Here is a 6,947-nt window from a genome sequence, read left to right as displayed (position 1 = left end):
CGCAGGATGCGACCGGCCAGCATCCCGGGAAGGCTCCAGTCGGCCGCGTACAAGGTTGCCCCGTCGACCTTGTCGGCGACATCGAAGCGCGGGAGCGCCTTGCCCACGATGCCCATGCTACGTCGCCTCCCGGCTCGCGCGGGGGGCCGCCGCGCACGCTTCCACCGCATCCACGATGCGCGTGTACCCGGTGCACCGGCACAGGTTGCCCGCGAGCGCGGCCCGAATCTGCCGGCGCGTCGGCGCGGGATGGTCGCGCAGGAACACATAGGCCACCAGGAGCATGCCGGGGGTGCAGAACCCGCACTGGGCCGCCTCGTGGTCCACGAAGGCCTGCTGGAGAGGATGGCGTCCCTCCGCGCCGCGCAGCCCCCGGACCGTCGTGACCGCACGGCCGTGCGCCTGGAGACCGAGGAGCAGGCACGCGTTGATCGGCGCGCCGTCGAGGAGCGTCGTGCAGGTGCCGCACACGCCCTCGCCGCACCCGTACTTCACCTCGGTCGCTCCAAGGGCGTCGTGGAGGACCGCGAGCAGCGTCTCATGGGGCGCCACCCATACCTCGACCGGGCGTCCGTTGAGGACGAACTCCAGGCGTCGCCGGCCGCCGGTGTCCTCGGCCCGCACCGTCACTTCAGCCGCGCTCCTCTTCATGAGCAGTCGAGGCGGCCGCGCGCGCCGCCGCGGCCGCCAGGGCGCGGCGTGCCATCACCCGCGCCATCGCCCGGCGGTAGGCCGCCGACGCGTGCACGTCCGACTCGGGATCGAGCTCACCGGACACGACGCGGGCGGCGTCCTCAATGCACCGGTCGGTCAGTGCGCGCCCGACCAACAGGGCCTCGGCACCGTGGATCCTGACCGGGTGGGAGCCGACCCCCCCCAGGGCCAGCGCCGCGTGGGTGCACCGGCCCGCATCGTCGAGCGACACCAAGGCGCACGCCGAGACGATGGCGAAGTCGCCTGCTCGCCGGACCAGTTGGGCCAATCCGCAGCCGGTCCCAGCGTTCACCACAGGCACCCGAATGCCCGTGACCATCTCGACCGGCGCGAGATCCGTTTGCAGATACCCTAAGAAGAACTTCTCCGCGCCGATCTCTCGCGACACACGAGGCCCCCGGATCTCGAGCGTCGCCCCCATCGCCGTCGCGACCAGCGGGAGTTCCGCGGCGGGGTCGGCGTGCGCGAGACTTCCGCCGATCGTACCTCGATGGCGGACCCGAATGTTGCCGATCACGGAGGCGGCCTCGGCGAGGATGGGGCAGCGCCGCCGGACGGCCGGATCCGTTTCGAGGGTCCGATGCCGCACGAGCGCGCCGATCCGCAAGGAGCCGCCGTCCTCGACCACGCCCTCGAGCCCGGGCAGGTTGTTGACGTCGATCAGCGCACTTGGCCGGGCCAGCCCCAGCCCCATGAGCGGGATGAGGCTCTGGCCCCCCGCCAGGATCTTCCCGTCCGGGTGAGCCTGGAGGAGAGCAAGCGCCTCGTCCACGGTGGTAGGGGCGCAGTACGTGAAAGGATACAGGTACACTAGGCCGGTCCTTTACACGGTCGCGGAGGAGAATCCTGTTGCAAGCAGGGTGCGTGTCTTCTGCTGCGAAACCGTAAGGGTATGGATTGGGAACGTCGCCGTCGTCCCGCGGAAGGCATCCTGGACACCGTTGGCCTGACCCCGTTGGTTCGTTTGCGGGGCGTCGTCGGCGATCTGGGTGCCGCGGTCCTCGCCAAGCTCGAGTACTTCGGTCCGAGCGGCAGTGTGAAGGACCGTATTCTGCCCTTTCTAGTGGAAGAGGCCGAGCGCCGCGGCGAGTTACGCTCCGGCATGACGATCATCGAAGGCACGACCGGCAACACCGGCATCGCCACAGCCATGGTGGGCGCGGCCAAGGGCTACCGGGTCATCATCGTGATGCCGGAAGGGATGAGCCGCGAGCGCCAGCAGACGATCTTGGCCTACGGTGCGGAGCTCGTGCTGACGCCGGGCGCCGAGAGCGACGTGGATCTGGTGCTGGAGAAGGTGCAAGACCTCAAGGCGGAGTCCCCAGGGCGCTTCTGGGAGGTCGGCCAGTTCTCGAACCAGGATAATGTCCGTGCCCACCGCCGGTCGACCGGGCCGGAGATCTGGGAGCAGACGGATGGCCGCGTGGACGCGTTCGTGGCGTCGCAGGGAACGGGAGGGACGCTTACCGGGGTGAGCGCGTACCTCAAGGAGCAGAGGCCGGCGGTCCGCAGTTTCGCGGTCGAGCCCGCGGAGTGCGCGATCCTGTCGGGCCGGCGATGGGGCCCGCACAAGATCGAAGGCATCGGGGACGGCTTCATCCCCGACGTGCTCGATCTTCAATGGGTCGACGGGGTGGTCACGGTTTCCTCCGATGAGGCGATCGCGATGGCGCGGCGGCTTGCGCGGGAAGAAGGGATCTTTTGCGGCATCTCGTCGGGGTGCAACGTCGTCGCGTGCCTCAAGGTCGCCCGCGCGTTTCCCGAGTTCCGCACGATCGTGACGATGATCAATGACAACGGGTTGCGCTACCTCTCGACGGAGCTTGTCGGCGCGCGGTCGACGGTGGAGAGCCCGTCGCGGGCGCACACCCCTCGGCCGGAAGACGCCCGCCGGCTCTCCGCTCGGCGGCTCGTCGTGATCGACTAACGCCCACCGAGGCAAGGAACTTTATGCGTCGTCGAGAACGTAGGAATGCCAGGAGTCACGGGAACCAGGGTCAAGCCGCCCGCAAGCCGTCGGGCTCAACGGGGGGTGAGCGCGGGCGGGACCATCGCCGGATTCGGAAGACTATTGAGTAAGGCAGCTCTGAGAGATCCTTAGAAGGAGGGATGGAGCCTATGGCACGTTTGAGCAGGCTGTTCGCACTGGTGGTGTGCGCATTCGTCGCGGCCGGCGGGTACTTGGCCACGTCGGTGCCGGCCGCCCAGATGGGTCCGGTGAACGATCCGATCGGGGTTGTGAAGATCGGGCCGGGTGAGCCGATTACGATCGCGTACTGGCTGGTGACTTCCGGGTCGGATGGCTCGCTCGGTACCGACAGCAAGCGGGGCATCGAGATCGCCATCGACGACATGAAGGGCAAGCTGATGGGACACGACATCAAGCTGATCGGCGAAGACACTGGATGCAACCCCGAGGGTGGGCAGACCGCGGCGACGAAGATCGCGGCGAACTCGGCCGTTGTCGTGGCGATCGGCTCGAGCTGCTCGAGCGAGGCGGTGCCGGGGACGCCGATCCTGTGGAAGGCCGGGATCGCGACGGTGTCGCCGTCGAACACGGCGCCGCCTCTCACGGATCCGAAGCGGAGTCCGGACTTCGATGGATACCTGCGAGTCGTTCACAACGATAAGGTCCAGGGAGCTATCGCCGCGACGTTCGTCCGAACGGTGCTGAAGAAGAAAAGCGCGGCGACGATCCACGATGGGAGCCCGTACGCGCAGGGCCTGGCGAATGCTTTTGCGGAGAACTTCAAGCAGCAGGGCGGGACCATCACGACGCAGGAGGCGATCGGTCGCGACGACACGGACATGAAGCCTGTGCTGACCCGCATCGCCTCGACTAAGCCGGATCTGGTTTACTATCCGATCTTCATCGCGGCCGGCGGATTCGTGACGCGCCAAGCGCGGGAGATCGAGGGACTGAAGAGCACGACGTTGATGGGCGCGGACGGGCTCGATTCGCCGGACTTCGCCAAGGCGGCGGGTGACGCGGCGAAAGGAATGTACTTGAGCAGCCCGGATCTCACGCCCGGGGCGCTCGGGCCCCGGTATGCCACGGAGTTCCTGCCTAAGTATCAGAAGAAGTACGGGCAGAAGCCGATCTCCGGGTTCCACGCGCACGGTTACGATGCGGCCAATGTCGTGTTCGCGGCGATCCAAAAGGTGGCGAAGGCCGACGGAGGGTCGCTCTATATCGGCAGGAAGGCCCTGCGCGACGCCCTGTTCGCGACGAAGGGATTTAAGGGCGTGACCGGGACGCTCACGTGCAACCCATACGGGGACTGCGGGGACCCGCACATTGCCGTGTACCAGGTCGTCAGCGCAAACTCCGCGACGTGGAGCCTGGGAACCGATCCCAAGAAGGTCTACCCGACCAAGTAGCCGCTAGCGACGCAGCGCAAATGACCGGGATGAGCCGGAGACGACCTACGTCTTCGGCTCGTCCTTGTTTTGTCGCGGTGTGCCGCGGAGGGCCGAGATGCGGGTGAGGCGCCGGGGAATCACATATGTGGACGTTTTCCTGTGGGCATTCCGCATCGTGGTCGTGTTTATCGTCGTAGTTGGATCGATCGCCACGCTGAAGGAAGGAAGGTACACCGGGCGCCAGTGGGCCGACTTCGTGGAGTTCGGGCTGGCGCAGGGCGGGATCTATGCGCTGATCGCCCTGGGATACACGATGGTCTACGGGGTCCTGAACATGATCAACTTCGCGCACGGGGAGGTGTTCATGTCGGGAACGTACATCGCGTACTTTGTCGCGGTCCCGCTGGGAGCGTCGGGGTTCCTCAACCAGTACGTGCTGCCCTCGCTGGTCCTGCTCTTGATGGTGGCGATGGCCACTTCGATGGGGGTTGCCTTGCTGGTGGAGCGGATCGCCTACCGGCCGCTTCGGCGCGCGCCGCGGATGATCCCGCTCATCACCGCGATCGGGGCGTCGTTCTTCCTGCAGTACACCTTCCGTGGCTTCTTCGGCGCCGGCGTGCAGGCCTACCCGGACATTCGGGTGCTGACCGGCGAGTGGCAGGTCGGGCCGGTGCACCTCCTCCGGACGCAGGCCATCGTATTGGCGGCCGCGGTCGTGATGATGCTGATTCTTTACGCGGTCGTGATGCGGACCAAGCTGGGAAAGGCGATGCGGGCCGTGTCGGAGGATCGGGATGCCGCGGCGCTGATGGGGATCGACGTAGACCGGATCATCGTGTTCACGTTCGCGCTGGGCGGCGCGATGGCGGGCGCGGCGGGGATCATGTACGCCCTGGTGTTCAAGCAGGTGTACTTCTTCACGGGGTTCGTGCCGGGGATCAAGGCCTTTACGGCGGCGGTGCTGGGGGGTATCGGCAACATCCCCGGGGCGATGTTGGGCGGGATCTTTCTGGGCGTGGTGGAATCGGTTGGCCCGGCGCTGTTTTTGGACGGGCTGGGCGTCCGGGCGCCCTACCAACTACGGGACGTGATCGCGTTCACTATGTTGCTGATCATGCTGATCTTCCGGCCATCGGGGTTCCTCGGAGAACGTCTTGCGACCAAGCGGGCATAGCGCCATTATTCGGATCGGTCTGATCTTCGGGTTGATCGCAGTCTACCTCTGCCTGGTCGGCATCGTGGAGACGTTCAAGGGACGCTGGATCATCAGCAACGTGCTGGGCCTAGGCTGGACGCTATTGCTCATCACGGGGGTGACCGGGGGATACGTCGCGGCGCGCCGGAACGGTTCCGCGACGTCGGGTGTCGTTGCGGGGGGAGCGGTGGGCCTCCTCACCGGGGCGGCACTCACCGCGCTGCTTCTCGTGGGAAGCTGGATTAACCTCCGCGCGATGTTCGTGAACGCCTCACCGGGGCTTTATTCTCTGCTGGCGTTCGATCGGGACCTCGGCACGGGGATACCCCTGCTGATCTTCACCGAGGGGGTGTCCGGCGTCTGCGGCGCGTTGTTGTATCTCATGCCGCGGGAAGTCCGGCGGACGCTTCTCGCAGGGTTGTCCACGACGCTGCTCCTCAGCCTCTTCCAGGATCTGCTCCAACTGCTCCTGCAGGGGCAGGGGCTGCCGGTGGCGGTCCGCCGCTTCCTTTTTGACATCAACGGACCGTCGCTTCGCGGCGCCGCCGCGGTCTGCGTCGTGACGTGGATCGTGACCGGGACGTGGCGTCACAGGCGGGAGGCGGTACGTGTGCGCATCGCCTCGCTCCCCCCCGCGGGCCAGCGCGCACTCCGCTGGACGTGGATCGCGCTCGGCGTCGCCGGTCTCCTGTTGATCCCCGTGGCCGGTGGGCCGTTCGTGGCGCAGGTCATGGTGTCGGTCGGCCTGTTCACGCTGATGGGCCTGGGTCTCAATCTGGAGGTCGGGTTCGCCGGACTCCTGGACCTCGGCTTTGTGGCGTTCTTCGCGATCGGCGCCTACACCGTCGGGCTGCTCACCTCGCTGGGCCAGCACGGGTTGGTGCACTTCTCGTTCTGGGCCGCGATCCCGTTCGCGGTCGTCGTGTCGCTCGTCTCGGGGGTGATCTTCGGGATCCCCGTGCTGCGGGTGCGCGGTGACTATCTCGCGATCGCGACGTTGGGACTCGGCGAGATCGTGCGCCTCCTCGTGCTGTCCGACGCGCTTCAGCCGTGGCTGGGCGGGTCGTTTGGCATCCTGTCGATCCCTCGGCCGGTGATCGCCGGCTACGAGTTGGCCGGGCCGCGCCAGCTCTATTACCTGACCCTAGTCGCGTCCGCGCTGGCCGCGTACGTGGCGTGGCGGCTTCAGTTCTCGCGGCTGGGGCGGGCATGGGCGGCGATCCGGGAGGACGAGGATGTCGCGCAGGCGATCGGCATCGACCTGGTCGCCACGAAGTTGCTGGCGTACGGGCTCGGGGCGGTGTTCGCAGGGATTGGCGGGGCGATCTTCGCGGTGATGCTGAAGTCGATCTTCCCGCACAGCTTCCAGTTGCTCATCTCGATCAACGTGCTCGTGCTGATTATCTTGGGCGGGATCGGCAGCCTGTGGGGGGTCGTCGTCGGTGCGGTCTTCCTCGTGGGCCTTCCAGAGCTGCTTCGGGAGTTCGGCGAGTTCCGGTTTCTCATCTACGGAGCCGTGCTGGTCGCGATGATGCTGCTCAGGCCCGAAGGGTTGATCCCATCGGCCGTGCGCCAGCGGGAGCTGCATGAAGGCCTAGAGGAACCGGCGGGCGAGGCGATCCCAGCGCCCGCAGGATCGATTGCCGGCGCGGAAGGACCGGCGGGCGGGTAGGCT

At 67.0% G+C, this 6,947-nt stretch carries 6 protein-coding genes; 4 read left to right on the top strand and 2 right to left on the bottom strand.

Annotation, left to right across the window (positions count from 1 at the left end; translation table 11 throughout):
- Window positions 1-117: 117 nt before the first annotated feature.
- Together VFP86_09860 and VFP86_09855 are read right to left on the bottom strand one after the other, a co-directional pair.
- Window positions 118-630 (bottom strand): (2Fe-2S)-binding protein, encoded by a 513-nt coding sequence (locus VFP86_09860; protein HET8999938.1) that lies wholly within the window; start codon window positions 628-630, stop codon window positions 118-120.
- A 1-nt stretch (window position 631) separates the two neighbouring features.
- Complete coding sequence (locus VFP86_09855; GenBank protein HET8999937.1) at window positions 632-1,525, bottom strand: xanthine dehydrogenase family protein subunit M; 894 nt, start codon at window positions 1,523-1,525, stop codon at window positions 632-634.
- 81 nt (window positions 1,526-1,606) lie between these two features.
- Here VFP86_09855 and cysK point away from each other — a divergent pair, with 81 nt between their 5' ends.
- The 4 genes from cysK (at window position 1,607) to VFP86_09835 (ending at window position 6,944) form a co-directional block, all read left to right on the top strand.
- A complete protein-coding gene (cysK, locus tag VFP86_09850) occupies window positions 1,607-2,641 on the top strand; it encodes a cysteine synthase A (GenBank protein ID HET8999936.1) in 1,035 nt (344 codons plus the stop codon).
- Between the two features lie 191 nt (window positions 2,642-2,832).
- The gene (locus tag VFP86_09845; protein ID HET8999935.1) at window positions 2,833-4,095 is read left to right on the top strand and encodes a branched-chain amino acid ABC transporter substrate-binding protein; all 1,263 of its coding nucleotides are present in this window, start codon (window positions 2,833-2,835) and stop codon (window positions 4,093-4,095) included.
- 97 nt (window positions 4,096-4,192) lie between these two features.
- Window positions 4,193-5,251, top strand: a complete 1,059-nt coding sequence (locus VFP86_09840; protein ID HET8999934.1) for a branched-chain amino acid ABC transporter permease — start codon at window positions 4,193-4,195, stop codon at window positions 5,249-5,251.
- Window positions 5,232-6,944: a branched-chain amino acid ABC transporter permease gene (locus VFP86_09835; protein HET8999933.1), complete on the top strand. Its 1,713-nt coding sequence runs from the start codon at window positions 5,232-5,234 to the stop codon at window positions 6,942-6,944. The genes VFP86_09840 and VFP86_09835 overlap by 20 nt, the downstream gene beginning before the upstream one ends.
- Window positions 6,945-6,947: the final 3 nt, after the last annotated feature.

The sequence above is a fragment of the bacterium genome, assembly GCA_035703895.1.
Lineage (GTDB): Bacteria > Sysuimicrobiota > Sysuimicrobiia > Sysuimicrobiales > Segetimicrobiaceae > Segetimicrobium.
This window is presented reverse-complemented; position numbering and strand designations above follow the sequence as displayed.